The organism is Occallatibacter sp. FHG110214_02 (assembly GCF_059115385.1).
On record NZ_JBZYWK010000002.1, the window covers coordinates 283103 to 307690 of the forward strand.

Annotated in this window: 22 protein-coding genes; 19 read left to right on the top strand and 3 right to left on the bottom strand. The window is 57.6% G+C overall.

Going from position 1 to position 24588, the window contains the following annotated elements; translation table 11 throughout:
* Nucleotide 1: 1 nt before the first annotated feature.
* A complete protein-coding gene (locus AC5S3R_RS03170) occupies nt 2–988 on the top strand; it encodes an HPr kinase/phosphorylase (RefSeq protein WP_494265194.1) in 987 nt (328 codons plus the stop codon).
* On the top strand, nt 985–2265 hold the full coding sequence (locus AC5S3R_RS03175) for an MFS transporter (RefSeq protein ID WP_494265195.1): 1281 nt from the start codon (nt 985–987) through the stop codon (nt 2263–2265). The genes AC5S3R_RS03170 and AC5S3R_RS03175 overlap by 4 nt, the downstream gene beginning before the upstream one ends.
* A gap of 34 nt (nt 2266–2299) precedes the next feature.
* Here AC5S3R_RS03175 and AC5S3R_RS03180 read toward each other — a convergent pair whose 3' ends face one another.
* The 3 genes from AC5S3R_RS03180 to AC5S3R_RS03190 are packed head-to-tail and all read right to left on the bottom strand — an operon-like array spanning nt 2300 to nt 4754.
* Nucleotides 2300–3340, bottom strand: a complete 1041-nt coding sequence (locus AC5S3R_RS03180; RefSeq protein WP_494265196.1) for an NAD-dependent epimerase/dehydratase family protein — start codon at nt 3338–3340, stop codon at nt 2300–2302.
* A 59-nt stretch (nt 3341–3399) separates the two neighbouring features.
* The gene (locus AC5S3R_RS03185; RefSeq protein ID WP_494265198.1) at nt 3400–3723 is read right to left on the bottom strand and encodes a c-type cytochrome; all 324 of its coding nucleotides are present in this window, start codon (nt 3721–3723) and stop codon (nt 3400–3402) included.
* A complete protein-coding gene (locus AC5S3R_RS03190) occupies nt 3720–4754 on the bottom strand; it encodes a hypothetical protein (protein WP_494265199.1) in 1035 nt (344 codons plus the stop codon). Before AC5S3R_RS03190 ends, AC5S3R_RS03185 begins: the two co-directional genes overlap by 4 nt.
* Nucleotides 4755–5034: 280 nt before the next feature.
* On the opposite strand from AC5S3R_RS03190, the gene AC5S3R_RS03195 reads away from it, so the two are divergent.
* From AC5S3R_RS03195 to AC5S3R_RS03275, 17 genes are all read left to right on the top strand, one after another.
* Entirely contained in the window at nt 5035–6324 is a 1290-nt protein-coding gene (locus AC5S3R_RS03195) for a nucleotidyltransferase family protein (RefSeq protein WP_494265201.1), read from the top strand.
* A gap of 59 nt (nt 6325–6383) precedes the next feature.
* Nucleotides 6384–9359, top strand: a complete 2976-nt coding sequence (locus AC5S3R_RS03200) for an SLBB domain-containing protein (RefSeq protein ID WP_494265204.1) — start codon at nt 6384–6386, stop codon at nt 9357–9359.
* A gap of 15 nt (nt 9360–9374) precedes the next feature.
* Complete coding sequence (locus AC5S3R_RS03205; RefSeq protein WP_494265206.1) at nt 9375–10616, top strand: GumC family protein; 1242 nt, start codon at nt 9375–9377, stop codon at nt 10614–10616.
* Complete coding sequence (locus tag AC5S3R_RS03210) at nt 10613–11938, top strand: lipopolysaccharide biosynthesis protein (protein ID WP_494265207.1); 1326 nt, start codon at nt 10613–10615, stop codon at nt 11936–11938. Before AC5S3R_RS03205 ends, AC5S3R_RS03210 begins: the two co-directional genes overlap by 4 nt.
* A complete protein-coding gene (locus AC5S3R_RS03215) occupies nt 11935–13113 on the top strand; it encodes a glycosyltransferase family 4 protein (protein ID WP_494265208.1) in 1179 nt (392 codons plus the stop codon). The genes AC5S3R_RS03210 and AC5S3R_RS03215 overlap by 4 nt, the downstream gene beginning before the upstream one ends.
* 24 nt (nt 13114–13137) lie before the next feature.
* Complete coding sequence (locus AC5S3R_RS03220) at nt 13138–13968, top strand: WecB/TagA/CpsF family glycosyltransferase (RefSeq protein WP_494265209.1); 831 nt, start codon at nt 13138–13140, stop codon at nt 13966–13968.
* A complete protein-coding gene (locus AC5S3R_RS03225) occupies nt 13965–15023 on the top strand; it encodes a type III polyketide synthase (RefSeq protein ID WP_494265211.1) in 1059 nt (352 codons plus the stop codon). The genes AC5S3R_RS03220 and AC5S3R_RS03225 overlap by 4 nt, the downstream gene beginning before the upstream one ends.
* Nucleotides 15013–15765: a methyltransferase domain-containing protein gene (locus AC5S3R_RS03230; protein ID WP_494265212.1), complete on the top strand. Its 753-nt coding sequence runs from the start codon at nt 15013–15015 to the stop codon at nt 15763–15765. Before AC5S3R_RS03225 ends, AC5S3R_RS03230 begins: the two co-directional genes overlap by 11 nt.
* Nucleotides 15762–16922 (top strand): NAD(P)/FAD-dependent oxidoreductase, encoded by a 1161-nt coding sequence (locus AC5S3R_RS03235; protein WP_494265213.1) that lies wholly within the window; start codon nt 15762–15764, stop codon nt 16920–16922. Before AC5S3R_RS03230 ends, AC5S3R_RS03235 begins: the two co-directional genes overlap by 4 nt.
* Complete coding sequence (locus AC5S3R_RS03240; RefSeq protein ID WP_494265214.1) at nt 16919–17362, top strand: DUF2147 domain-containing protein; 444 nt, start codon at nt 16919–16921, stop codon at nt 17360–17362. The genes AC5S3R_RS03235 and AC5S3R_RS03240 overlap by 4 nt, the downstream gene beginning before the upstream one ends.
* 115 nt (nt 17363–17477) lie before the next feature.
* Complete coding sequence (locus tag AC5S3R_RS03245; RefSeq protein WP_494265215.1) at nt 17478–17843, top strand: cupredoxin domain-containing protein; 366 nt, start codon at nt 17478–17480, stop codon at nt 17841–17843.
* Nucleotides 17844–17845: 2 nt separating this feature from the next.
* Entirely contained in the window at nt 17846–18322 is a 477-nt protein-coding gene (locus tag AC5S3R_RS03250) for a c-type cytochrome (protein WP_494265217.1), read from the top strand.
* A gap of 8 nt (nt 18323–18330) precedes the next feature.
* On the top strand, nt 18331–19557 hold the full coding sequence (locus AC5S3R_RS03255) for an O-antigen ligase family protein (RefSeq protein WP_494265218.1): 1227 nt from the start codon (nt 18331–18333) through the stop codon (nt 19555–19557).
* Between the two features lie 103 nt (nt 19558–19660).
* Entirely contained in the window at nt 19661–20416 is a 756-nt protein-coding gene (locus tag AC5S3R_RS03260; RefSeq protein ID WP_494265221.1) for a response regulator transcription factor, read from the top strand.
* Complete coding sequence (locus tag AC5S3R_RS03265; protein WP_494265223.1) at nt 20406–22301, top strand: ATP-binding protein; 1896 nt, start codon at nt 20406–20408, stop codon at nt 22299–22301. Before AC5S3R_RS03260 ends, AC5S3R_RS03265 begins: the two co-directional genes overlap by 11 nt.
* A complete protein-coding gene (locus AC5S3R_RS03270) occupies nt 22252–23853 on the top strand; it encodes a hypothetical protein (RefSeq protein WP_494265224.1) in 1602 nt (533 codons plus the stop codon). Before AC5S3R_RS03265 ends, AC5S3R_RS03270 begins: the two co-directional genes overlap by 50 nt.
* A complete protein-coding gene (locus AC5S3R_RS03275; protein ID WP_494265226.1) occupies nt 23853–24548 on the top strand; it encodes a cupredoxin domain-containing protein in 696 nt (231 codons plus the stop codon). Before AC5S3R_RS03270 ends, AC5S3R_RS03275 begins: the two co-directional genes overlap by 1 nt.
* Nucleotides 24549–24588 lie beyond the last annotated feature (40 nt).

Genomic DNA, 24588 nt, shown 5'->3' on the forward strand with positions numbered 1-24588 from the left:
AGTGGTTGCTTGCGAACCAATGCGGAGCGACGTTGTGCAGAAGCATGCGATGGAGATGCCGGAGCTTGCGCTGGAAGGCACCTTCTACGCATGGGGATTTCCGTTTTCTGTGCGGACGAATGCAGAAGAGGTGCTTCGGCTATGCGGGGAAAACTGGGGCGCGTTTTCCATGCGGCGCGAGATGGAACCGATGCGCGTCGAGGTATGGGTGACGGAGAACGATGCTACGGAATGTCCGCCTGAGCCAACGCATCGGCTCATCTCCGGTGTGTGGGTTTCGATTGCTGATGCGAATAACTATTGCTTGATTGACCTGAACCGCTGCGAGTCGCGCATTGTGATGACGCGGGCTACGCTGCGTTATCCGTTATATGCGAAGTATTTTCTGTTGGCGATGCCGATGAGTTGTGTGTCGGCGCGCTATGTGACGCCGATTCATGCAGCGTGCGTGGCGCTGGATGGCAAAGGCGTGTTGCTTAGCGGCGAGTCGGGTGCGGGTAAGTCCACGCTGGCCTATGCTTGCGCGCGTGCGGGATGGACGTATGTCAGTGACGATGCTTCGCTGCTGATGAATGACGGCGATGCTCGTGAGGTGATTGGGACTTGTCATCAGATACGCTTTCGGCCGAGTGCGGCAGAGTTGTTTCCGGAGTTGGAGGGGTTAGAGATTACGCCAAGGGCTGCGGGCAAGCCGTCGATTGAGGTACCTACCGCATCGATGCCGGGGATTTATTGTGCGGAGACGGCGCGAGCGGACTTTCTTGTGTTTCTGAATCGCAGACAGGGCGGGCCGGCTGAGATTGTACCTTATAGCAAGGATGCGGCAAGGGCTTCGATGCGCGAAGCGTTCTTTTCTCCGGACCAGGTTCGGCTTGAGCAGTACGAAGTGCTGGAGCGATTGTTGGAAGGTGGCGTGCTTGAACTGCGGTATTCGCGGCTTGAGGATGCGATTGTGCGACTACAGATGCTGGTGCGGGAGGGACGATGATGGAACCATCGTCCCTGACTGAGCAGACTGCGGTAAAACGTGCGGTGTTCTGGAGTGATCCGGTTGCATGGCTTCGCGAAAAGAATCTTGGCCGCGGATATTGGATGTTTTTTACGGCGGCATTTTTTTATGACGCGGGCTTCGTTATCTATTTCTTTCTCTTCAATCTTTACCTGATGGATCGCGGCTTTTCTGATCGCACAATTGGGTTGGTTGGCGGGGCGTTTACGCTAGGCTCGATGGCGGGAACTCTGCCTGCCGGTGCGCTGGCACGCAGGATGGGACTGCGCGGATTGATGGCTGCTTTGTTTGTTGCGGCGCCGTTGTCGAATGCGGCACGCGTGCTTTGGGTTTGGGAGCCTGCGCAGATTGTGCTGGCGTTTGTTGCGGGAATTGCGATGTCTGCGTGGGGTGTTTGCTATCTGCCTGCGGTTGCGCGGTTGACGAGAGAAGAACACAGGGCAACGGCGTACGGCCTTACTTATTCCGCAAGCGTGGGCGCTGCGATATTGGGCGGCGTAGTGTGCAGCTATCTGCAGAAGTGGATGCAGATGGCTGGATTTGCTCTTTCGGCTGTCGCAGTGAAGGAATGGATTTTGCTGGCTTCCTGCGCGGTGGTGCCGTTGGGATTGTTTGCGATTTATCGATTGCGATTTGTAGAGGTTCATGAGGACGGGACGAAGGCTGGGAGTGCATGGCTTTCGGGTTGGAGGCTCAGTCCGTTCCTCTGGCGCTATCTGCCTCTGATGGCGCTGTGGGCTGCGGTGTTGGCGACGTTTACTCCGTTCGCGAATCTTTACCTGTCTCGCGATTTGCATGTGCCGATGGAACAGGTGGGAGTGATCTTTTCTGTTGTGCAGGGAGTGCAGCTTTGCATGGGGCTGCTTATGCCAGTGGTGACGCGAATGCTGGGTATGGTGAAAGGCATTGCGGCGATGCAGGCCGCGGCTGCCGTGGTGCTTGGTTGCATGGCGACAGTGACGGATGTACGGCTAGCGGTAGGGCTGTATCTTGTCTATTCGGCAGCGCAGTGGATGAGCTCGCCGGCGCTTTACAACCTGCTGATGAATGTGACGCCGGATGCGGAGCGCAGTACGGCTACTGCGATGACGCTCTTTGCGAATTCGTTGGCTGGTGCTGCGGCTACAGCGGGCGCGGGGTTTCTGTTTACGCAGTTTGGGTATCCGCATACGTTGATGGGAATTGCACTGGCAGCGCTTGGGATTGCGCTGCTGTTTCTACTGCTGATTGGACCTGTTGTGCGGCGTGAAAACTAAAGCTGCAATGTGGGCTATCGAAAGAGTTGAGGCGTTATATCCCTCTGCTGTAGGGAAGCGTTGAGGAATCTCCCGCGACATGCGCGGTCATGGAGATTTCAGCTACGCTTTCTTCCATCTGCGCGGCAATCCAACGATAGGTATGCGCAAGCCCATTGCGCAATGCGGCAGACGGCGCCCAGCCAAGCTTGGTGAGGATGAGCTCGTTGTTGGAGTTGCGTCCGCGAACGCCGGTGGGGCCTGGAACGTGGCGGATGCTGAGCTGCTTTCCGGCAATCTCCATAATCATGGTCGCCATCTCGTCGATGGTGACCATCTCTTCTGAACCTATGTTGACGGGGCCCATGAATGTTTTGGAGTTCATCAGGCGGCGGATGCCTTCTATACATTCCTGAATGAAGAGGAAAGACCGTGTTTGTTTTCCGTCGCCCCAGATTTCTATCTCGCCACCGTTGGGCTGCTCGGCAATTTTGCGGCAAAGAGCGGCTGGGGCTTTTTCGCGGCCGCCGCGCCATGCTCCCTCGGGGCCGAAGACATTGTGCAAACGCGCGATGCAGACATTGAGGGCATGGTTGCGATGATGCGCGAGATACATCCTCTCGCTGAAGAGCTTTTCCCATCCGTACTCACTATCGGGCTGTGCAGGATAGGCGCTGGCTTCCCTGCAATCGGGATTGGCGGGGTCTGCCTGGTTGTATGCGGGATAGATGCATGCGGAGGAGGAATAAAATACTTTTCCGACGCCTGCACGCAATGCGAAGTTCGCCATGTGCAGGTTAATCATGGCGGAGTTGTGCATGACGGCAGCGTCGTGCTCGCCTGTAAACAGGTAGCCTGCGCCGCCCATGTCGGCGGCTAGTTGATAGGCTTCGTCGAAGGACGTGTCGAGAATGCTGCGCCATGTGGATGCGTCTCGCAGGTCTGCGACTACGAAACTATCCGCGGCGGAGAAGCTGAACTCCGGCATCTTTAGATCGACGCCACGCACCCAGAAGCCTTCTTGCTTGAGGCGCTTTACCAGGTGGCTTCCGATGAAGCCACCCGCACCGCATACCAGTGCCCGTTTTTGTGCCATTGCGCCTCCTGAATTCTCTTCCCGTGATTTCATTTGTTCAATTGCCTGAGTGCGGTCTTCTAAGGGTTGAAGAAGCGGAGGAGTTCGCGCTCGTCATGCTCGCTGAGGTTGGCACGCATACGCATGTGGCGTACGACTGTTCCGGAGATGCTGGGAGGAAAGCCGTCGGGCGCATTGTGGCAGCGGGCGCAGTTGCGCTGGAAGATACGCTCGCCATCGCTTTGCGGCGGTGTGGCGATGTGCTGGATGTGCACGTGCTTTGTCGGGGCTGGCGGCGTATTGCTTGTGCCGGTTTGCGCCGCCGCGTATAGCGCGGGCATTACCACTGCGGCCAATACCGCCAGGCCAGCAAGGATGCTGCTCTTGAGGGAAGTGGGTTTCATTGTGCTTTTCTCTTCCATGCGGGAAAGAGAAAGCGATAAACGATTCCTGTCTCCCAGATGTTGTGGTTGTCGGTGGCAGAAAACTGGCGCGAGTAGCTGGTGATGATTCGCGTGTTGTGAGGAAGGTTGTAATTGAGGCCGAAGTCGGCGCGCTGCGTGTTTTGCATGGGCACGCCATCGCTTACGACGGTGTCGCGGCGAAAGGTTTGCTGCATGCGGAAGACGGGTTCGATGCGACCTACCCAGCTATCGAGTCCGCCAAAGGCCTGCGTGCGGTAGTCGGCTTCTATCCAGTAGCCCTGGGCATGATGGCCGCGTGCGTACTCCGAACGAAGGCGCAGGCCTGCATCTTTGGGTTCCCACCAGAGATGCGTGGAGTAGAAGTTTTCCTGCGTGCCTTGCAGCAGGCGGTTATAAGAAAGACCTACTTCAAGTCGCTGGGGAGGAAGGTAAAGATTGACTCGGCCTCCGGCGGAGCGCTCGGAGTTGAACTGCTCGTTGCCGCTGCGTGCGGAGAAGTATCCTGCGTAGTCGATCGAGTAATGCGAATTGCTGATGGCGTTGCCACGCAGCATGCCGCCTAGCGCGGTTCCGCTGGACATGAGGCCAAGTGGCGCGGTGATGGGGCCATCCTGAAAGTTGCTTATCCAGACGGGCGACAGGCGCTCGTTATAGGTGGCGAAGGGGACAAGAAAGCTGCCGGCTACAACAGTGAGATGTGGCGTGGCGGTGATGCCGGCCTGCAGATAGGTGAGGCTGGCTACGAAGGTAGAGTGGTCGCCGGGTTGGCCGCCGGGCCTGGGAAAGATGCTTTCCGCAAGGGCGGCGCGAGACTCGACGAGTATATGCGAGCCGATGGGCGCGGCTAGAAGCGGCTCAATCAGAGGCAGGTATGAGGTTTGGCCAGCGTTGGTTGAGTGCAGGAAAGCCGCGCCCCCGGAGATCAGGGGCGCGTCCTGTGCCGAGGCAGGGGAGGAGACCGCCGCTGCAGAGAGCGTTACGAGGGCGACGGTTGCAAGGAGGACGCGCATGAGTGTGACTTTAGCGGCGCTGTGAATTGGGGGTGTCTTGGGAAGGTCGTTTGTTTGTCAGCGGATTGTCATTGACGAAATTGTTGTTGCGAAAAGAGAAAAACACGGGAATAGCGCGCCATTTGGGGCAGCAACAACACAGTGACAAAGCGTTGACGACGGAGTGACATGCACTGGTGGGTGCGGGAGTAAGTTGAAGCCGATGTTGACGCACTCTTTTATAGCGAAGCCCCGGCGATGGTCCCGACAGGAAGCAATTCAACGTGCAGTGATGCGGATTGTGAGTGAAGGATCGCGGGAAGGCATTGCGCCGCTTGCTCGCGTGAAGGATGAGGAGTGGCGCGGGCTGCTGCGCTGGCTGGATGTAAGCGGCCTGGCGCTTTATTTTTTCGACCGGCTGCAGGAGATGGACGAGAACACGCTGCTGCCCGCAGATGTGTGGCGGCGGCTGGAGAAGAATCTTGCCGACAATGCTGTGCGAACGCAGGCGATGATTGATGAGGCTGTTGCGATTCGTGATGCACTGAATGATGTGAGTGTGAGCTTTGCATTGTTGAAGGGGCTTTCGCTTACGCCGGACTCCGTTGCGCGGCCTGAGTTGCGCTCACAGCTTGATATTGATTTCCTGGTGGCGCCGGAAGGGATGGCTGCGGCGGGAAAGATTCTGGAAGAGCGCGGCTACTATCTGCATGCGGCTTCTGCGCGTAGCTGGGAGTTCAAAACTTACGCCGTGCCGAATGGCTCGATGCAAAATCTCTATCGCAATGTTCCCTGGCGATGCGTGGAGCTTCATGCGGAGTTACACGATACGGACGGCGGGTTGCGATTGGCGCGGCGAGAGACACGCACTCTTTGCGGTGTGGAGATGCCGGTGCTATGCGCGCAGGATATTTTTCTTGGGCAGGGGCTTCACCTGTTCAAGCATGTAAGCAGTGCGCACTATCGCGCAGCACACCTGGTTGAGTTTCATCGGCATGTGACAGCGCGGTGTGGCGATGAGCGCTTTTGGCACGAAGTGATGGAGCGCGCTCGCGAGACAAAAGCTGCGGCCTGGGCGCTGGGCGTGGTTACGCTGCTGGATGAGCTGATGCTGGGTAAATGCGCACCGGAGAGCTTTACCCGGTGGACTGTGGACCGGCTGAGCAGGCCGGTGCGCTTGTGGGTGGAACAGTATGGATGGTGCGCCGCGCTGGGCTGCGTTCCGGGGAACAAGTTGTATGTGCTGCTTGCGCGGCAACTGCAAGAAGAAGGATATGAAACGCGGAATACCGGGCTTGCTGTGGAGGCAAGATCCGGGCAGGATGCGGGGCTTACCTCGGCACGCGGGCGGCTGGTTCCGAAACGGTTGCCGGCGATGGTGGTGAAGGGGCAGGCAGGAGAATCGCTCGGTATACGGCTTGGCCGGTATTGGCTGCAGATGAGGTTTCTGCTGCTGCGGCTGCGCTTTCACGCGGTGGAAGGGCTGCGGTTCGTTTGGGAATCGCGGCGGTGGAGGCGCAGCCTGAAGGAGCTGGAAAGCACAGATTCTACGGCTTTCTGCGCGGCGAACAAAGGAATGACAATTCACTGACCGAGGCATGACACGCACGCGCAGTGCGGTGGATACGGTGAACGCAGCAGGATATGCCTATGCCGCACATTGCGAAAAACTACGAATCAAGAAGAAAACATCAACTATGGGTTTTGTTTGCACGCTGCACTGCGGGCGTGCTGCTGGGATGCGGCGCGACTGCTCTGTACGCGCAGGTTACGCCTGCTCCTTCTTCAGCCCCAGTGGATACACAATCGGGCGCGAGCCTGGGTGATGCTTCACAGCAGGCAACTGACTCGAATGCCGCAGGACGTGTAGATAACCGCGGATTGTCAGCTTCGTCTGCGCCTGCTGTGCTTTCGACGGAGAAGATTTTCCGGCTGCTGGATAGTAATCCCGGGCTGGTGGTGGAGCTGAAAGAACTGGTTGCGGACCGAATGCGACAGCAAGGGACGCAAGTTGATGCGAATGACATTTCCGACCAGATGCTTTACAGCCAAATTGCAGACAGTGTGGCTGTGCGTGCGCGTGTGACGGCATTTCTTGAGGCGCGCGGCTTTGTTTCGCAAGAGGACCTTGATGCGGCGAGCGCGCAGTCGCTAACGCCGGGAGAGATGGACTCGCTGCAAAATCCGCGTGCGCTGAATTCCCTCGATGCTTCCGGGGGAAGTGCCTACGCTGCGATGGCTGGTGGGCTGAACGGCAGTGGAGTGTCGGCTGATTCACGTGCTGGGATGGCGACGGGAGCGGGTTTGGATGGAGCGGGCTTGAGTGGAGCTGGCTTACCTGATTCAACTGCCGCACGCGAGCCAGCAAGGGTGGAGCGTGGAAACTCTTCTACGGATGAGCCGCGGGTTTTACGCCAGCCAGCGCCGTACAATCTGCGCGCCATGCGCGATACCTATACACAAGTTCCTGAGCCAACGACGACGTTGAAACGGTTTGGATCGGATGTCTTTGTGAAGCGTGGAGCGGGTGCGGGGATGCGCGGAGGAGATTCCCTTGATATGTCCGCAGGACCGGACTATGTGCTGGGGCCGGGCGATACGCTGCAGATTGATTTGTGGGGCGGCATGACGCAAAGCCTGACACGGGTAGTAGAGCGTGATGGGCGGGTGATGCTGCCGGAGGCGGGCTCGACGCAAGTTGCCGGACTTACGCTGGAGCGCGCGGAACAACTGATTGCTGGTGCGCTGAAGCCGCAGCTTCGCAATGTGCAGGTGGCTGTGAGCCTGGCGCGGCTGCATACGGTGCGCGTATTTGTGGTGGGTGATGTGCAGCGGCCTGGGGCGTATGAGATCAGCTCGCTGGCAACGCCGGTGAGTGCGCTGTATGCGGCGGGTGGACCTACGTCTGTTGGCTCGCTGCGCGTGGCGGAACATTGGCGCGGATCGCAACTGGTGGACACGGTAGATCTGTATGACTTTCTGTTGCGTGGAGTGCGGAATGGCAGTGCGCGCTTTCAGAGCGGAGATACGCTGCGCGTTCCCGCAGCTGGCGCACAGGTGGCGATTACGGGCGCAGTGAAGCGGCCTGCGATTTATGAACTAAGAGCCGGGGAAGGCGCACTGGCTGCGGTGGTTGAGGATGCTGGTGGGTTGACGGCTGCTGCCGATCTGGACCACATCACCATTGAGCGAATTGATGCACACAAAAATCGTGAGACGCTGACGCTGCCTGCAGGTGGTGAAGCTAGTCTGAAGAGTTTTTCCGTGCAGGATGGAGATCGGGTTTTGGTGCGTCCCATTCTCTCTTACAGCGAGAAGGCAGTGTACCTGGAAGGGCATGTGGCGCGACCGGGACGCGTAGCGTTTCACGAGGGGATGCGACTGAGTGATCTTCTGCATAGTTATCGTGATTTGCTGCCTGAGCCGGATGCGCATGGAGAGATTGTGCGGCTGGCTGGACCGGACTTGCACGCAGAGACGATTGAGTTTCATCTGCCGGATGTACTGATTGGCAACGCGAATGTTGAGTTGCAGTCCTTCGATACGATTCGCATTTACAGCCGCTACGAAACCGATGCGCCGCGAGTAACGGTGCAGGGTGAAGTGCGGCGGCCGGGCCAGTATCCGATGTCTGAGGGGATGACGGCTGCGCAACTGGTGCGCATGGCGGGCGGATTCAAGCGCGGTGCGTTGCGTGACCGCGCTGATCTGGCGAGTTATCAAGTGGTAGATGGACATGAAGTGCTGGAGGATGTGCAAACAGTGCGCGTGGGCGCGGCGGTTGCGGGCAACGATGCTAACGCTGATGTTCAGCTCAAGCCCGGAGACGTGCTCTCTGTTCACCAGATTACGGGGTGGGAAAACATTGGAGAATCCGTTCGCCTTGAAGGACAGGTGCGCTATCCGGGCAGCTATGGCTTTAAGGATGGAGAGAAGTTGAGCACGGTTCTACAGCGCGCCGGAGGACTTTTGCCGACGGCTTATCCTGCGGGCGCGGTGCTGATTCGTTCGCAGGTGCGTGAGTTGGAAGAGAAGAGCCGCGATGAGTTGATTCGGCAGATTGAGACCACTGCATCGGCGGCGCGGATATCTCCAGCTACCAGCACCGGAGACGGTGGCGCGGCACTGCAGCTTATCAAGGCGCAGCAAGAGCAGGCGATTGCTGACTTGCGGAATCATCCGCCAGCAGGACGCATGGTGATTCACATCGGCGCGGACATTGCGAGTTGGGCTAACACGCCAGCGGATGTGGAACTGCGTGCCGGGGATGTGTTGACGATTCCGAAGCAGCCGGGCTTCGTGCTGATTACTGGGCAGGTGTACAACGCTACAGCGCTGACTTTTGTACCGGGTAAAACAGCGAAGTGGTACCTGAGTCGTGCCGGGGGAACGAATTCGGCGGCAAACCGGAAGGAGATTTTTATTATTCGCGCCAATGGAAGCGTGGTGGGACGGCGCTCGAATGGGTGGTTTGAAGGCGATGTACTCGCTACCAAACTTGATCCGGGTGATGTGGTGGTGGCTCCGCAGAAGATTATCGGCGCTTCTTACCTGTGGAGAAACCTGCTGAGTGCGGCGCAAGTGGCTTCTTCAATTGCGATAACGGCAGCGGTGGCGGCGCTGTAAACGATGACGACAGCGATGGAAACATTTCAAACCGAAGAACCGCTTTGGGTGATGCGCGCATGGCTGCTGTGGCGACAACGCAGACTGCTTGTACGCGTGGCTGTTATTGCACTGGTTTTGAGCATTGGGCTTGTGCTGGTAATTCCGAAGCAATATAAGTCGGTGGCCAAAGTGATGCCTCCGGAAGGGCAAAGCTCCGGAGCGATGCTGCTGGCTGCGATGGCCTCACGCGAGGGCGGGCTGGGTACGCTGGGCACGCTTGCGGGCAGCTTGCTGGCGAACCATTCAACAACGGCGCTGCTGGAAGACCTGATGCGCAGTGGAACGGTGAGCGGCCACATTATCGACCGCTTTGATTTGCAAGAGCTGTATCACAGCCGCTATCGCGTGGATGCGGCGAAGAAACTTGCCCGGCGCACCAAGATTTCGGATGACCGCAAGAGCGGCGTCATCACGCTTGAAGTAACCGATACAAGTCCGATACGAGCACGAGACATGGCTCAGGCGTATCTCGATGAGCTGAACAAGCTGACGATTGCTACAAGCACCTCGACAGCGCGGCGCGAGCGCATCTTTATTGAGCAACGGCTGGCTTCTGTGGAGAAAGACCTGGAGAAAGCGCAAGTTAATTTGAGCGAGTTTTCCAGCAAGAACAGCACGATTGATATTAAGGAGCAGACGCGAGCCACGGTGGATGCGGGCGCGCGGCTTGAAGGCGAGATGCTGGCGGCGCAGGCTGAGCTTGAGTCGCTACGGCAGATTTATGGAGATGCAAATGTGCGCGTGCGACAGACAGAGGCGAGCATTGCCTCGCTGAAGCGCGAGCTTGAAAACTTAGCTGGGTCTTCCAGTCCTGCGGCTGGTAAAGCCGGCACCGGCGGCGAGCTTAGCCCGCAACTACGGCAGTTGCCGCGACTGGCGGTGCCGTACGCTGACCTTTATCGCAAAGTAAAGACACAGGAGACGGTCTTTGAACTGCTGACGCAGCAGTATGAACTGGCGCGAATCGAAGAGGCGAAGGATGTACCGGTGGTCAGCGTGATTGACGCTCCTGGCGTGCCGGAGAAGAAGTCGTTTCCGCCCAGGCTGCTGCTGGCTCTTCTGCTTACGGCTGTGAGTGTTGCCGTTGCGGCTGCATGGGTGCTTGCGGAAGATTCATGGAACAAGCTGGACACATGCGATTCACGGCGGGTGCTGGCAGATGAGATATGGGCAGCGGCGCGTACACGCCTAAACAGGAAACGGGGCGCGGCATGAAACGGCATTTCAAAAACGCCGCGTATGGCGTGCTGGATTATGCGGCTTATCCGCTGGGGATGCTGCTGGCCGCGCCGGTGGTGCTGCACCGGCTTGGTGCGGCGGAGTATGGGCTGTGGATGATCTCGACGGCGGTCGTGAGCACGGGCGGGATACTTGCATCGGGATTTTCAGACGCGAACATTCAGCGTGTGGCACGGCTGCGTGGAAGCACGGAACAGGGGGCGATCAGAGCAACCGTGCGCGCGATGATGGGAATCAATCTCACGCTTGGCTGCGGCATCTGCATGCTTGTCGCGCTTGTTGCTCCAATTGCGTCACGGCGGATCGTTGCTGCGCACCCGGAAGAATGGCGTGAATGCGTGCTTGCTCTCTGGATTGCGGCGGCGCTGATTCTTGTGCGCGCCGTGGAAAGCGTCTGCATCAGCACGCAACGCGCATTTGAAGAATATGGAAGCAGTACGCGCATCAATGCCGTGGTGCGATGGCTGACGCTTGGCACGGCAGCGGCACTGGCGTCAGCAGGACAAGGAGTTGTCAGCATTCTCGCTGCTACGGGGGTGTTTCTTCTTGTGGGCACTGTGCTGCAATGGCGCGTGGCGCGAGGAATGCTTGGTGGTGCTTCTCTTGCTCCAGCAGCAGATTGGAAGGAATTGCGCACATTGTTTGCGGTTGGCGTTTTTCCATGGCTGCAGGCATTTGGTGGAGTCATCTTTGCGCAGGTAGATCGCATTCTGCTGGGGGTTTCGGCAGGAGCTGCAGCTGTTGCTCCATATGTGTTGTGCGTACAGTTTTCGCAGCCCATTCACGGCATTACGGCTTCCGGGCTACAGTTTCTTTTTCCCTATCTGTCGCGGCATGTGGCGCACTCGTCCGCGACCTCGTTACGGCGCACGCTTGTGCTGGCCTTTGCGTGTAATGTGCTGATGGTAGCTTGCGGTGTAGCGGGGCTGATGCTGGTAGGACATCGCTTGATGACGGTGTGGGCTGGCGAGGCTATTGCGCGACAAGCCGTAGAGATTTTGCCGGTGGTTGTTGCGGGCGCTGCGCTCATGGGACTGAGTGTTACCGGCGTTTATGCTCTCTGCGCTTTCGGGCAGTTTCGCAGTGCGGCGCTTATCAGCCTTGGCTCGCGTGGGGCACTCCTTGTGCTGATGGCAATTCTTTTACAACGCGGCGGCATGATGGGGCTCGCAGCCTGCCGCGTGGTGTATGGCGCCTCCTCGCTTCTCGTCTATGTGCCGCTCATGCGGAAACTAGGGGAGAGCAGCGCGTCTGCCGCAGCAGGAATAAGCAGGCAACAGGAGGCAGCATCGTTATGAAAATCCTGATGGCTGCAGCGGCATTTTCTTCGGAAATATCAGGTGTGCAGCGCCATGCCTTCAATACAGTGCGTGCGCTTTTGCTGCGCAAGGAGATTGGTGCGCTTCATTTTGTGATTGCGCCGTGGCAGAGAAAGATTACAAAAAACTTTGTGCGGGATGTTGTGAAGGAACAGAGCGAAAGGCTGGTTGTGCATGAAGCCGTGATGGGCAGTTCCGCCGTTGCACGCAATGCCTGGTATTACAGACAACTACCGGAGTTGGCGCGTGCGCTCAATGTGGATATCGCGCATCTTGCTTATCCTGTGCCGGTGAATGCCCGCGCACTTCCCTGCCCTGCGGCGGTTACGCTGCATGACTTGTATCCATGCGAGATTCCGGGCAACTTTGGGTTTCCAAAGTCACTGGTGAACCGCAGAATTCTGCGCCAGTGCTTGAATGCAGTGGATGGAATTGCCTGCGTTTCCGAAACAACACGGGAACGAATGCGGGAATATTTCCCAGCACGGCTGAGCAGGAAGGCAGTGTGTATTCCCAACTGTGTGCTGCCGATGCCCGAGGCGGTAAGGCCTGCGAAGGACGTCCTGCCTGATGGGCCTTTTTTGCTGTGCGTGGCACAGCACAGGCGTAACAAGAACATTCCTCTGTTGCTAAGGAGCTTTGCGAGGCTTGTCCGCGAAGGAAGAATTGATGCGCGGATTCGATTGCTTGTTATCGGCATTAACGGACCGGAGACGGCGCGAATTCATCGTGCAGCGGCGGAACGCAAGTTAAGCGAACATGTACGTTTTCTATCCGGACTGAGTGAGGCCGAGCTGCACTGGTGCTATGCCAACTGCGAGGCGCTGGTTGCGCCTTCTTCTACGGAAGGCTTTGGGCTCCCAGTTGCTGAAGGGCTGCTGACCGGCTGCCGCGTGGTCTGTTCGGAGATTGGCGCGCATCGCGAGATTGGCGCGGAGCACTGCCACTTTGTGGATTTGCGCGGCGATGCCGAGAGCACGCTTGCTGAGGCTATTGTTCGAGCGCTTCAGGCTCCACGGCAGGAAGCGGTGAGCTTTCCACAGTTGTCAGTAGAAGCGGTGAGCGTGCAATACATGCGATTTTATCGCGGGTTAATTGAGACTCGATCCATTGAAAGCCGCGACAGGTTTGGAGTTGTGCTGGGCGGTGCGTGAAGAATGCGCACCGAGGGAGAGGAAATGCGGGACGTCAAGTTTGTACATCCGCACGCGAATGTTCTTGGCGTGCGGGTATCGGCGATCAACCTGGAACAGGCAACCAGGATGGCCTGCCAGTGGATTGAACGCAATGGGTCTGGTTACGCGTGCATGACGAGCGTGCATGGCGTGATGGAGGCACAGCGAGATGAGACGCTGCGCGAGATTCTGAATGACGCGATCTTGAACGCGCCGGACGGAACGCCGCTGAGCTGGGTTGGACATATGCAGGGCTTTGACCAGATGGATTATGTTACAGGCCCACAGTTCATGGAATGCATGTGCAGTATTGCTGCGGAACGCGGTTACAGAATTTTTCTTTATGGCGGGAAGCCGGGCGTAGCGGAGATTTTAAGTGATCGACTGCAGGCAAAATTTCCCGGCCTATGCGTAGCAGGAACGTGGACGCCGCCTTTTCGCACGCTTTCTGAGAACGAAGAAGAGGAGATGCTTGCAGCGGTTCACCGGGCTCGGCCGCAGATCCTATGGGTCGGCCTCAGCACACCGAAGCAGGAGCGGTTTATGGCGCGGTACGTGGAGCGCTTACAGGTGCCATTGCTGGTGGGCGTGGGCGCTGCTTTTGATTATCATGCGGGCCTTCTGCAGGATTGTCCTCGCTGGGTGAAGCGCGCAGGTTTACAGTGGCTGCATCGGATGGTGCAGGAGCCGCGTCGTCTTGCGCCGCGCTATCTGCGGAACAATCCGGCTTTTGTATGGCGCGTTGCGCTGCAACTGGCAGGTCTGCGCCGTGAAATGGGAACCACGCAACACGATGCCGCCGATGCGCGGCAAGAATATGAGGCGCGTTCATGAGTGAAGTGTGTATAAGCCGTATTGCCACGGCAACACCCCCGCATGACGTGCATGCCGCATTTGTGGAGTATGCCTCTGAGCTTATGCAGGGGAGAGAACAGACCTTGCTGCGAGCGCTGGCACGCAGGTCCGCCATCGATCATCGCTACTCGTTTATTCGCGTAGGAGAGAATGGCGAGACAGGCTCGGTGAATGGGCATGTGCTCTATCGCACGGGAGATTTTCCAGCGACGGCCAAGCGCATGGAGCTTTTTGAGCAGCTTGCGCCGGAGTTACTGCGCCGTACGCTGGACAGGCTTGCGCTCACAGAGGAAGAACGCAAGAGTATCGGCCACATTATTGTTACTTGCTGCACGGGGCTCTTTGCGCCGGGTCTCGACTTTGTGGCCATGGACTACCTGGGACTTGAGCCAGGCACCGAGCGTACCATGGTGGGCTTTATGGGCTGCTATGCCGCTATCAATGGGCTCAAGCTGGCGCGGCATATTGTGCGCTCGCAGCCGGAGAAGAGCGTGCTGATGGTGAACCTTGAACTCTGCTCCCTGCACTTTCAGGAAACGAGCGAGATAGAGAAGATACTTTCCTTCCTGCTTTTTGCAGATGGCTGTGCCGCCAGCTTGATTCGCATGGATGACGCAGGCGTAGCGCTTGATGGATTCCGCGCTATCTCAGTGCCGCAGACGAAGGAGATGATTTCGTGGCGCATTGGCGATGGCGGCTTCAACATGGAGCTTTCAAGCCAAGTGCCGGGTGCGTTGCGACATGCGATGAGGGAGTACGCTACACAGCTCAATCCACAAAGCGACACAGAACTATGGGCCGTGCATCCCGGCGGGAGGGCAATCCTGGATGCAGTGGAAGAAGGGTTGGGGCTTGAGCCGGAAATGCTTGGTACGTCGCGCTCTGTACTGCGCGCCTTTGGCAACATGAGTTCGGCGACGGTAATGTTTGTGCTGGAGCAGTTGATGCACACGGCGCGTAACGGACAGCGTGGGTGTGGAATCTCCTTTGGGCCGGGATTGACGGCGGAAACGATGAGCTTTCATGTTCTCTGAGATTTCGTGGATGGCTCGCGAGATAAAAGCCGGGGCGGGCTTGCGAGGCTCCACGCGCCATCGCGCGGCGCTTACGGAATGGATGGATGAGCCGTGCGGCTATGAAGAGTTGCGGAGCTGCCTGCATGACCTTGGACGCATCGGCAGCGTTTTGGGATCGCACAAGTTGATTCTTCGCTGGCTGGACCGCCTTTCTAGTAGCGGCACGACACTGCGTATTCTCGATGCTGGCTGTGGCGGCGGGCATTTGCTGCAGCGCGTGGAGCAGTGGGCTGCCGCCAAGCGTATTCCTGTTGTGCTGACTGGAGTTGATCTTAACTCGGATGCTATCCGTGCAGCGCAGGAATTTACGCCCGCGGGGAGTGCGATTCGCTGGGTTGTGGGTGATGCGAAGCTGTTTGATGAGCCGGTAGACCTGATTGTGAGTTCTTATCTTGCGCATCATCTTGATGATGACGGGATTGTGCGTTTTCTTGACTGGATGGAGCACACGGCTTTGCATGGGTGGCTGATTCACGATCTCTATCGCTCACGCGTGGCGGTGGCGGGTTTTCACGCTATGGCATGGGCGGCACAGTGGCATTCCTTTGTCAGGCAGGATGGCGTGATCTCGATTCGGCGCGCTTTTTTGCCGACGGAATGGCGCAGGTATGTGGCGCAGGCTGGAATTGCTGGCGGCGATGTACACATCTCTGCGCAATGGCCGGTGCGAATCTGTGTTTCGCGAGAGAAGAAGGCATGATTCCTTTGCTGTCTCATGACGCGCTTGTGGTGGGCGGAGGCCCGGCGGGAGCCGCACTGGCGCGGGAGCTTGCCACTGCCGGACGCAGCGTGGTGCTGCTGGAGCGAAGCCGCGAAGCGCGCGACAAGGTATGTGGTGAGTTTCTTAGTCCTGAGGCGCTGCCGCTGCTTGCGCAAATGGGGGTTCGCCCTGCGGCTTTGGGGGCACAACGGATTCATGCGCTTCGTATTGCCACTCGTGATGTGATTGCAAAAGTGGAGCTGCCCGAAGAGGGATGGGCGCTCACACGGCGCGTGCTTGACGAGGCTCTGCTAGCCAGTGCCAGGAAGGCCGGCGCCAATGTACTGCGCGGTTTTACTGTTGAACATCTTGAGCAGAGCCCGGCGTGGGATGGTTGCGGAGACTGGCATGCGCGCATTACCGATGCCGAACACACGTCAATGTGGATGCGTGGACGGGAAGCATTTCTTGCTACTGGCAAGCACGACCTGCGCGGATGGGCGCGCACGGAGAATGGCACACAGAGCGAGCTTGTTGCGCTCAAGATGTACTTTGCACTTTCGCCGCAAGAACAAAGGAATCTCGCGGGACATGTGGAGTTAGTTGTTTATCCCGGAGGCTATACTGGCCTGCAGCCAGTGGAAGGTGGCCGCGCGAATCTTTGCGCGCTGGTGTTGCGCAGCCGCCTGCAGCGGCTCGGTGGGCGCTGGGAGTCACTGCTGGAGTACATGCAGGAGCATTCTCCGTTTTTGGCTGGACGGCTCAGTGGTGCGAAACAGATGCTTGAGAAGCCGCTGGCGCTTTCGGCGATCCCGTATGGATTTCGCGCCGCACCGCAGAGGAATGGACCTGCTCCATGGCGGCTCGGAGACCAGGCTGCCGTCATTCCTTCCTTCTGTGGCGATGGCATGGCGATTGCACTCGATACGGCGCACCGCGCTGCGCGGATGTATCTCCAGGGCACATCACAAGCTGATTTTCAGCAGGAAATTCGGCAGCAGTTGTCACGACGCATACAGTTGGCTACGCAGATTTCTCGGCTGATTGTTACGGCGCCGTGGATGATGCACGCTGTGAGACTGTGGCCTCCTGTGCTTCGCGAGATCTTTCTTGCAACGCGCGTTCCCGGCGCGGGAATGGAGACTGCGAGATTGTGAGATGGGCGTGCGTTGCAATGCTTCTTGTGGGTGCCGCGCATGCGTCGGCGCAGGATACCGCGTTTTTGGGTGACTGGCAGGAGCCGGGCGGCTCTGTCGTTCGCATTGAGCGCTGTGGAGATGAGCTTTGCATGCGGTTGCGCGTGCTCAGTCCCAATGCGCCTGCAACCACGGATGCTCATAATCCTGATGCTTCCCTGCGGGCGCGTTCGCTCTGTGATCTGCAGATTGGCAGCGGATTCCATGTGTACGATGCAGCGCATGCCTCGCAGGGGCGGCTTTACGATCCTCGTTCTGGAAATACTTATCGCGGAAGGATGACGCTGGAAGGCGACACGCTGAGTTTACGGGGATATTTGGGTATTTCATTGCTGGGACGCACAGAGATGTGGCATCGCACGCATGCAACCGATGCACACTGTATCGCTGCGGCGAAGTGACTGCGACAGAATTCTGACAATCGTCTGACTCACATATGACAACCACATAGGTTGACCCAGTTAGCTTGAGAATGCGTTTTGTCTTACGTGAATCCATACGTTCCGGGAAGAGTGCATGAATCCGAAAACTATTTTTGCTTCCATGATCCTGTTTTTTGCTGCAACTGCCGTAACCAATGTCAACCTCGCACAAGATGCTTCCGCACCGAAACGCATTGAAGTGACAGCGAAGAAGTTTTCCTATGAGCCTGCGGAGATCACCATCAAGCGCGGCCAGCCAGTTGTGCTGGTTATCAAGAGCGAAGACGTGGCGCATGGCATTCGTTTTCGCGAGTTGAACGTTGAAGTGAATGCTCGCTCAGGAAAGACAGGAGAAGTGCAGTTTACGCCGCAGCAGACCGGCGATTTTGTGGGGCACTGCTCCGTCTTTTGTGGCTCGGGGCATGGTTCCATGACGCTCAAGCTGCATGTAGTGGAGTAACAATGTTGCGCCACACTACGCTCATCGCTGTTGTTTCTCTCTCTGCTATGGCTATGGCGGGTTGCAAAGCTGCGGCTCCCGGCAAACTGGAATCGCGGGTTGTTATCTATGCGAAGCACCATTTGACGGTTGGAAATAAAGAGCAGAAGAATCCGCTGCCTGACACGCAGCAGACACGCGATGACGGCAAGGAGGCGTTCTCGCATTACTGCGCTGCGTGCCATGGGCTTGATGGCCAGAACACAGGCGTGCCTTTTGTGGAGCACATGTCGCCTCCTATTCCGTTGCTGACTTCCGCTGAAGTGCAGCAATACACAGACGGTCAGCTCAAGTGGATTCTTGACAACGGAATCTGGCCCTCCGGAATGCCCGGCTCACATGGAGTCTTGAGCGACGACGAGTTGTGGTCCATCGTTACCTACATCCGGCATCTGCCTCCCGCGGGCAGTCTTGGCGAACCGGAGATGTACACGCACTGAGGCGCGATATGGCTACTGGAAACATCACGCCTCTCCCTCGTAATGCAATCGTGGAAGAGGTGCGTCCATTTGCGTTTTCAGGCATGGCCTTTGTTGTGGGCTTCTTCTTTTCCGTTCGCGCAGCTATTGTTTTGATTGCGGCCAATCTTCTTGGCATGGAGGCAAGTACGGGGGCGGCTTTCAGCGTTGTGCTGAATTTGCTGCTCCTTCTGGCTGTCTGTTTTCACTCGCTTGCGATGCGACGTGGCGCATGGAACATGGTGGTGCGCCAATCACCTATTCGCTGGGTGCTTGCGTATCTCGCCTTTACACTGCTGAGCTTTGCGTGGAGCGCTACGGTCTCCGTTGCAGCATCTTTTGCCTACTGGTGCGCCCTGGCTGCCGACGTGGCCATCATCATGGTGCTGCTCCGCGATGAACCGGTTGAGGCCAAGGCGCATGCGGTGATGAGGGGTTTTATTGCCAGCACATGCGTGCTATGCGTAGTGGCATGGATCATGCCTGCGCAGAAGGACCTGCGGCTTGGCGATCCGGATTATTTCAATACCAACCAGATTGCCAACCTTTGTGCGTATGCGATTTTCTTTTGCCAGTATCTTGTGCGGCGCGCTGATGGCCGGTGGCGTATTGCCATGGCTTTTCTTTCTCTCACGCTGCTACGCAGCTTGAGCAAAACAACGCTTGCGGCATTTATTGCGGCGCAGATTTTTGTGCTTCTGTGGGATCGCTCCATCTCTCGCCGCGCCAAGATCGGCCTCATGGTCACGGCGATCATTACAGTTCTCGTTTTCTGGGGACTCATTGAGGCATACACCGAGGTTTACCGCAGTGAAGGCAATCAGTCCGAGACGCTTAGCGGGCGCACGGGAATCTGGGCTGTGGTTGCAGGGGAATCCGTGGAAAAGCCGTGGCTGGGACATGGCTTTGACTCAATGTGGAAGGTGATTCCGCCTTTTGGGCCAGATCGCTATGAGGCACGGCACGCGGAAAATGAGCTGCTTCAGCAGTTCTATGCCTATGGGGTGGCTGGGCTCGCGCTGCTGGCCGGTGTCTACGGGAGCTTGTTCACTGCTATTCGTCGCATGAATCGTGGTAGCCCACAAATACTTCTTAGCGCTATGCTGGTCTTCGTTCTTGTGCGCGGCCTTGCGGAAGCAGAACCTTTTGATTTGCTTCTCCCCTTGTGGATGGTTGCGCTCGTCAGCGTGCTTGCAGCCCGCCACGAGCGGCAATGACCGGCGAATTGTCATTGGATTGTAATTTTCAGGGGATTTACCCTACAGAATTCCTGCTGTCACGTCTGAGTTTCGACCACAATAGAAAGAGAGGATACAACCCATGCCTAGCGAATGGGCGGCTGGAAGCCGTATGGAAAACACGCACGCTGAACCGGCGGACTCGCACGTGAAGCCGCATACAGACACTGTGCTGGTTGCAGAGGACGATCCGCGCATGCAGAAGGTGCTGCGCCGAATCTTTACACAAGAGCAGTTTTCCGTTGTTGTTGCTGGAGACGGGCAGACTGCGCTCGATGCCTTTCGCCAGGAGCGGCCCACCGCGGTTGTGCTTGATTTAATTCTGCCGCAGATTTCAGGGCGCGAGCTTTGCCAGACGTTCAAGAATATTTCGCGGGAGACTCCGGTTGTGATCCTCAGCGCGATTACGGAAGTGGTGGATAAAGTATTGCTGCTGGAGCTTGGCGCTGATGATTATGTCACCAAGCCTTTCAGTCCGCGCGAGCTTACGGCCCGCGTGCAGGCCGCTATCCGCCGCCAACGCAAACCAGTAGAAGCCGCCATCTACCGCTTTGGCAACTGTGAACTCGACTTTAAGCGCATGAGCGCGTGGCGTGATGGAAACGTGGTGGCACTCACCGCGCACGAATTCAAGCTGCTGAAATTCTTTATCGACAAGGCCGAACACGTTTTGTCGCGCGAAGTGCTGTTGAACGAGGTGTGGGGGTACAATTCGTATCCAACTACGCGGACCGTGGATAACCAGATCCTAAAGCTGCGGCAGAAGCTGGAGCCAGATCCGGCGAATCCCCGGCATCTGCTCACTATCTACGGTGCAGGATACAAATTTGTCCCCTGAAATCAACTCGAAAGTACGCTTTGATTCTTCTTTCCCTTCTCGCCGCACACAGGGTATTCGCACACATGTGCTGCTGGTGCTTGCCATGGCACTCGTTACGGTTTTCGTCACGGGCTTGTGCCTGCTTGTTATCCGCATCCTGCTGCGGGCGGAAGTTACGGATAACCTGACACAGGATTTGTCGCACTCGGTCGCGGCTTTTGAAGACCGCCAGGCAGAACGCATGGCCGCACTTGAGCGCCAGAATGCGCTATTGGCGAATCTGCCAACGCTGAAAGCGCTGATGACCAGCGGAGACAGCCTGACTATCCAGGATGGCGCTGCACAGTTCTGGCAGATCAGCGGCGCTGACCTTTTTGCGCTTGCGGATACGAACGGGGACGTTGTTGCCGCTTACGCACGCGGCGTGCAGGTGGATGACGGCCTTCGTGCCGGTCTAAAGATGCTGCTCGACTCTCCGGACCACCGCTACCTTGTACAAGGCACGGCCCTTTATGCCTGTGCGATGCGTCCGCTTTATTTTGGAAGCGACCAAAACGGCACACTGCTTGGTTATGTCATCAGCGGCACCTCCGTTGAGCGTACTGTGCGCCAGATTAGCGAGCCAGCGGGCGTAGAAGCGGCCTTTCTGAGCGGAGGCGGAGCTGTAGCCTCGACGCTTGCTCCTGCTGTGCAGTCGCAACTTTCGGCGCGGCCCAACCTACTGTCTGCTACACCGCGCAATCCACTAACGGTTGAGCTGGGGGGCACGCAGTTTCTTGCTGCGACGGAAGACCTTTCTTCCGCATCCACTGCGCCGCTACACCTTGTGGTGCTCAAGTCCTTTGCTCCTGCAGAGAAATCCATCCGGCACATTGACAGCATGATTCTCAGCGTCGGACTACTGGCTCTGCTCTGCGGCACCGCACTGATGGTTACGCTGGCCACGTTGTTGACGCGTCCGCTGGAAGTGCTGTCCAGGAGTGTGCGCGCCTTCGGTACGGGAGATGTCGCGCATGATGTTCCCCACGGAGGCACGCTAGAAGTACGCGAGTTGAGCGCCGCATTCACGTCGATGCGCCACGAGATTCAACATGCCAATCACGCGCTGGTCGAGTCCGAGCGCCTGGCAACGATTGGGCGGATGGCCAGTTCCGTTTCGCATGACTTCAGGCATTATCTTGCAGCCATATATGCTAATGCCGAGTTTCTTGCATCCGGGCCGCTCACGGAAAAGGAGCGCGCGGAAATCTTCAGCGACATTCGCGCCGCCGTGCTGGGCACTACAGACATGATCGAATCGCTACTTGTGTTCAGCCGCACCGGAGCCAATGCGCAACGGGCTCCCGTGCTGGTGGCTGCACTGATAGATCGCGCGGTCGCACTGGCACATGCGCATCCGGATGCCGAGGGCGTGACCATTGAGACAAGGGTGGGAGATACCTACGCGAGCTGCGCCATGGCGGATGGAAAACAGATAGAGCGCGCCATCTTCAACTTGATTTTGAATGCCTGCCAATCCGGGCGCACCGAAGGGCAACCGCCTCGCATCCTTGTATCGCTCGATTCGCGCCCCGCAGATTTAATCATGCAGGTCGCCGATAATGGTATTGGCGTTCCAGAAAAGATTCGCAACAGCCTCTTTGAGCCCTTTGTCAGTGAAGGTAAACAAAAAGGTACTGGCCTTGGTCTTACACTTGCGCACCGCGTTGCCATTGAGCACGGCGGCGAAGTCAAGTTAGTGAGCAGCCGTCCGGGAGAGACGGTCTTTCAGATGCGGCTGGAGCGGGGAAATATCCACGCAGAGCCGGGAAGTGAAATCCAGGATCAGGTCTTGTGCCACGAGGTCTTGCACTATGAAGGGACACATAGCGAACACGAACACGCGATTACGCCGGAGAGTTAATGCTGTCTGCGCGGTATCCGTTTTTGGTGTTGTGCTGGCTGTCTGTGCGCATCCAGGCGCGGGCCAGGCAGCGAACAATCCACCCGCAGATGGTCCACCCGCGAATGACCTTGCCCTGCGCGTGCAAAAGTTGACTGAGGCCATGGGGCGCGCTGAAGCCCGACTGGAAGAGTCGCAGCACGAGCTTGAACAGATGCGCCATGAGCTGGCAGGACTACTTCATGAGCTGCAGCCGGGAGCATCTTCTGCTGAGCCCGACGCTGCCAAGTCTGCGCAAGTATCCACGGAGCAGGCTGCATCTTCCTTGAGTGCCGCCGTAGAAGACCTTCGTGAACGCCAGGATGTTGTGGAGTCGCAGATTGCTACGCACGAGCAGGACAAAGTGGAGACTGTGTCCAAATATCCCCTGCGGCTGCACGGGCTTGTACTCTTCAATGCCTTTGCTAATACCAATCGTGTAGACCAATCTGTTGCGCCGGCCATTGCTCTCGGCGGAGCGGGCAGCACTGGAGCCTCGATGAGGCAGACGATTCTTGGCCTCGATGCCGTGGGCCCACATGTTTTCGGCGCGCAGAGCTATGCCGATCTCGATATGGACTTTGCCGCTACTGACAACTCTTCTTCCTACGCGTCTTCACTCGCGCGCCTGCGTACAGCACACGCCGGTCTTCGTTGGGAGAATGCGGATTCCGCCAGCACGGAGGCATGGTTTTCGCTTGACCGCTCGCTGCTCAGTCAGCTTACCCCCGCCTCGCTCACTGCTGTTTCACAACCTGCGCTTTCCTGGTCTGGCAATCTGTGGACGTGGAATCCGCAGTTTGGAGCTACGCATGAGTTTGCGCTGAATGCGTCCAGTGACTTGCGTCTACAGACTGCACTCATCGATGTTGGTGACGCGCCTTATTCCACTGCCAGCTCTGCTACGGGTATCTATTATGCGCCCAACGGAGCGGAACAGAGCCGCTGGCCCGGCGTGGAAGCGCGCATTGCTCTTGCCGCTCCGGAACGCACCACGTATGGCCAGGAAGGCCGTGGCCACATGCTTGGCATTGGCGCTTATGTTGCTCCGCATCATGCGTTGGGTAATCGATACGACGCCTGGGCAACGAGCATCGATGGCCGGCTTCCTCTTCCTGCCGGGCTGGAGCTTAGCGGCAGCCTCTATCGCGGGCTTGCTCTTGGCGGCCTCGGCGGCGGAGTGTACAAGGACTACGCCTATCGCGAGGACGCCGATACAGGTGGATATTACTTTCGCCCGCTTGACGGTTTCGGAGGCTGGGCGCAGTTTAAAGAAAGACCGTCCGAGCGGCTTGAGTTCAACGCCGCTTTTGGAACTGACCAGATTGTCGCGCACCAGTTTCGGCCTTACGCAACAGGAACCACCATTGCGCAGAATCTTGTAGCTAACCGCACTTTTACGGGCAATGTCATCTTCCGTCCCAGTGCATGGTTCCTTTTCTCGCTCGAGTACCGCTATCTTCAGAGCACTCCGGCGAGTGGAGCATCGGCGGCAAGCAACATTATCGGCGTGGCCGCGGGGTATAGCTTCTGATGCAGGCACGATTCCTTGCCGGACTTCTTGGCTGCGCGCTGCTTGCCGCTGGCTCGCAGGCGCAGGAGAAATCGGAGGTGCATGTGCACCTTGCGGAACCGTCTCAACATGCCAGTCATCCTGCTCCTGCTGTTGTCTGGCTGGAGCCGCTTGCCGGAACTACTGTGCCAGTTTTCGCACCGCGTGAACACTACACACTGCTACAGAAAAATCGTATCTTCCATCCTCATCTGCTCATCATCCCTGTTGGCAGTGTTGTGCAGTTCCCTAACGCAGATCCTTTCTTCCATAATGTCTTCTCGCTCTTCGATGGCAAGCGGTTTGACCTTGGCTTATACGAAGCCGGATCAACCAAGGCCGTTACTTTTTCACGTGAGGGCGTCTCCTACATCTTTTGCAATATCCATCCTGAGATGAGTGCTGTTATTGTCGCGCTCTCTACGCCTATCTTTGCCGTGGGCGATTCCAGAACGGCTTTCACATTGCATGAGGTTCCCGCCGGCGACTATCACCTTCATGTATGGGTAGAAGGCGTTACGCAGGCTACTCTCAGTAGCCTTACGCGAACGGTACATGTAGGCTCCCACGCTGCAGACCTTGGCGAGTTGCAGATTCCCGCCGCCCAGGCTGGGCCGTCTTCGCACACGGATGAGTATGGACACGCTTATCGCCCTTCGGCTAAAGGCGCCTACTGAAGGGAAATCGACACAGGCTGTTGTCGATTTGGTCAGAAGA

What these genes read in the sequence shown, in the direction of transcription:
- AC5S3R_RS03175 (WP_494265195.1), top strand. Translation starts at nt 985, where the DNA reads ATGATGGAACCATCGTCCCTGACTGAGCAGACTGCGGTAAAACGTGCG.
- AC5S3R_RS03180 (WP_494265196.1), bottom strand. Translation starts at nt 3,340, where the DNA reads ATGGCACAAAAACGGGCACTGGTATGCGGTGCGGGTGGCTTCATCGGA.
- AC5S3R_RS03185 (WP_494265198.1), bottom strand. Translation starts at nt 3,723, where the DNA reads ATGAAACCCACTTCCCTCAAGAGCAGCATCCTTGCTGGCCTGGCGGTA.
- AC5S3R_RS03190 (WP_494265199.1), bottom strand. Translation starts at nt 4,754, where the DNA reads ATGCGCGTCCTCCTTGCAACCGTCGCCCTCGTAACGCTCTCTGCAGCG.
- AC5S3R_RS03200 (WP_494265204.1), top strand. Translation starts at nt 6,384, where the DNA reads ATGCCGCACATTGCGAAAAACTACGAATCAAGAAGAAAACATCAACTA.
- AC5S3R_RS03205 (WP_494265206.1), top strand. Translation starts at nt 9,375, where the DNA reads ATGGAAACATTTCAAACCGAAGAACCGCTTTGGGTGATGCGCGCATGG.
- AC5S3R_RS03210 (WP_494265207.1), top strand. Translation starts at nt 10,613, where the DNA reads ATGAAACGGCATTTCAAAAACGCCGCGTATGGCGTGCTGGATTATGCG.
- AC5S3R_RS03215 (WP_494265208.1), top strand. Translation starts at nt 11,935, where the DNA reads ATGAAAATCCTGATGGCTGCAGCGGCATTTTCTTCGGAAATATCAGGT.
- AC5S3R_RS03220 (WP_494265209.1), top strand. Translation starts at nt 13,138, where the DNA reads ATGCGGGACGTCAAGTTTGTACATCCGCACGCGAATGTTCTTGGCGTG.
- AC5S3R_RS03225 (WP_494265211.1), top strand. Translation starts at nt 13,965, where the DNA reads ATGAGTGAAGTGTGTATAAGCCGTATTGCCACGGCAACACCCCCGCAT.
- AC5S3R_RS03230 (WP_494265212.1), top strand. Translation starts at nt 15,013, where the DNA reads ATGTTCTCTGAGATTTCGTGGATGGCTCGCGAGATAAAAGCCGGGGCG.
- AC5S3R_RS03235 (WP_494265213.1), top strand. Translation starts at nt 15,762, where the DNA reads ATGATTCCTTTGCTGTCTCATGACGCGCTTGTGGTGGGCGGAGGCCCG.
- AC5S3R_RS03245 (WP_494265215.1), top strand. Translation starts at nt 17,478, where the DNA reads ATGAATCCGAAAACTATTTTTGCTTCCATGATCCTGTTTTTTGCTGCA.
- AC5S3R_RS03250 (WP_494265217.1), top strand. Translation starts at nt 17,846, where the DNA reads ATGTTGCGCCACACTACGCTCATCGCTGTTGTTTCTCTCTCTGCTATG.
- AC5S3R_RS03255 (WP_494265218.1), top strand. Translation starts at nt 18,331, where the DNA reads ATGGCTACTGGAAACATCACGCCTCTCCCTCGTAATGCAATCGTGGAA.
- AC5S3R_RS03260 (WP_494265221.1), top strand. Translation starts at nt 19,661, where the DNA reads ATGCCTAGCGAATGGGCGGCTGGAAGCCGTATGGAAAACACGCACGCT.
- AC5S3R_RS03270 (WP_494265224.1), top strand. Translation starts at nt 22,252, where the DNA reads ATGAAGGGACACATAGCGAACACGAACACGCGATTACGCCGGAGAGTT.
- AC5S3R_RS03275 (WP_494265226.1), top strand. Translation starts at nt 23,853, where the DNA reads ATGCAGGCACGATTCCTTGCCGGACTTCTTGGCTGCGCGCTGCTTGCC.